Consider the following 1,890-nt stretch of genomic DNA (forward strand, 5'->3'; position numbering starts at 1 on the left):
GGCCAAGAACGTGCTGAAACATCGGGTGATCCCGAAGGTCAGGCAGATGGTGCCGCTGGCGGTCTTCCCGGTGGTCCTTCTCGCGGCCTTCTCGTTCGTGCACTGGATTGCGGCGCTGCCGCTGCTGCTGTGGGTGGCGGTGTGCCTGGGCTACGGCCTGGTGACGGCCATCGGCCAGCGCAATGCCGATATCGCGCTTGCCGGCGTCTCGGCGATGGTCATGCATTTCGGCTGGTCCGTCGGCTTCTGGCTGCAGCTTCTCGGCCTCGGCGCACGGCGGAGGGCGGTGTGATGGCGGTTGAGACCAGGAACCGCCGCATCGACATCGGCGTGTGCACGTTCCGGCGGCCGGAACTGGCCGAGACGCTGCGCTCGCTTGCGGCGCTTGCCATGCCTGACGGCTTCGAGGTCGGCGTCATCGTCGCCGACAATGACGACACGCCAAGCGCCAGGGAGTTGGTGGCGACGCTGTCACGGGACTTGAAGCTGACGGTCCGCTACCGGCATTGCCCGGCGCGCAACATCTCGATTGCCCGCAACGCTTGCCTCGATGCCAGCGAAGCGGATTTCCTGGCCTTCATCGACGACGACGAAACCGCCACCGCCCGCTGGCTGGCCGAGCTGGTCGCGACAGCTGAGGAAAGCGGTGCAACAGCCGTGCTCGGCCCGGTGCGCGCGCTTTACCGTCCGGATGCGCCGGACTGGATGCGCCGCGGCGATTTCCATTCCACCTTGCCGGTACGAGTGCGCGGCGAAATCCGCACCGGCTACACCTGCAACGTCCTGCTGCGCATGGGGTCGGACAGCCTGCGCGGCCGCCGCTTCAGCCTGGCGCGCGGCCAGACCGGCGGCGAGGACACCGAATTCTTCGACCAGATGCACAAGGCAGGCGGCCGGATCGCGTTTGCGCCGGAGGCATGGGTGGATGAGGCCGTGCCACGGGCCAGGGCGGCATTCGACTGGCTCAGCCGCCGCCGTTTCCGGGTCGGCCAGACGCACGGCCATCTCCTGGGCCGCGACGCCGGCGGCATTGCACGGGTGAAGCAGGCCGCCCTTGCCGCGGCAAAGGCCGCTTATTGCTTTGCCGCCGCCCTTCCGGTTGTCGCCAGCCCGATACGCAGGAACCGCAGCGTGCTGCGCGGCATCATGCATGTCGGCGTCGTCAGCGGCCTTGTCGGTGTCCGCGAACTGCGCCTCTACGGCCAGCCTTCACCAGGGGAAGGAGGCAAGCGTGCCGCCTGACGTTTCCTCCGTTCCCGATGTTTCTTTTGTGATTGCCGCCTACAACGCCGAGGCAACCCTCGATCGGGCGATCGCCAGCGCCATCGCCCAGAAGGGTGTCAGCCTCGAGATCATCGTCGTCGACGACAAGTCGCGTGACGGCACGCTCGATGCGGCGCGGGCCTATCCCGAGCACATCGTGCGCGTCCTGGCGCTGGACAAGAACAGGGGCCCCGGCGGGGCCAGGAATGCCGGGCTCGACGCCGCCCGGGGCAGGTGGATCGCGGTTCTCGATTCCGACGACGCCGTCTTTCCCGGCCGTATCGCCGCCATGATCGGCCGCGCCGAAAGGGCGAACGCCGAGATCGCCGTCGACAATCTCGAGGTCGTCCGTGAGGACGGCGTGGTCGAGGACGCGATGTTCCCGCGCCAGTATCTGGAAGGCCTGGGCGAGATTTCGTTGGCCACCTACATCGCCGGCAATGTCGTCTTCGAATCGAAATTCAATCTCGGCTACCTCAAGCCGATCTTCCTGCGCAGTTTCCTCGACGAAAACCGGCTGCGTTATGACGAGGAACTGAGGATCGGCGAAGACTACATCCTTTTTGCCGAAGCCCTGGCCATGGGCGGCAGATGCGTGGTCGAGCCTGATATCGGCTATGCCTATCA

2 protein-coding genes and 1 pseudogene are annotated in these 1,890 nt (G+C 66.5%); all 3 read left to right on the forward strand.

The window, feature by feature from the left end:
- Positions 1–292 (forward strand): annotated as a pseudogene (locus EOA36_RS34595) (succinoglycan biosynthesis protein exoa); the annotation flags it as partial.
- A complete protein-coding gene (locus EOA36_RS34600) occupies positions 292–1,242 on the forward strand; it encodes a glycosyltransferase family 2 protein (protein WP_127281152.1) in 951 nt (316 codons plus the stop codon). The pseudogene EOA36_RS34595 and the gene EOA36_RS34600, both read left to right, overlap by 1 nt.
- On the forward strand, positions 1,232–1,890 hold a 659-nt coding region (locus EOA36_RS34605), incomplete at its 3' end, for a glycosyltransferase family 2 protein (protein WP_145969484.1). The genes EOA36_RS34600 and EOA36_RS34605, both read left to right, overlap by 11 nt.

It is taken from the genome of Mesorhizobium sp. M8A.F.Ca.ET.021.01.1.1 (assembly GCF_003998025.1).
In the GTDB taxonomy this organism is placed as follows: domain Bacteria; phylum Pseudomonadota; class Alphaproteobacteria; order Rhizobiales; family Rhizobiaceae; genus Mesorhizobium.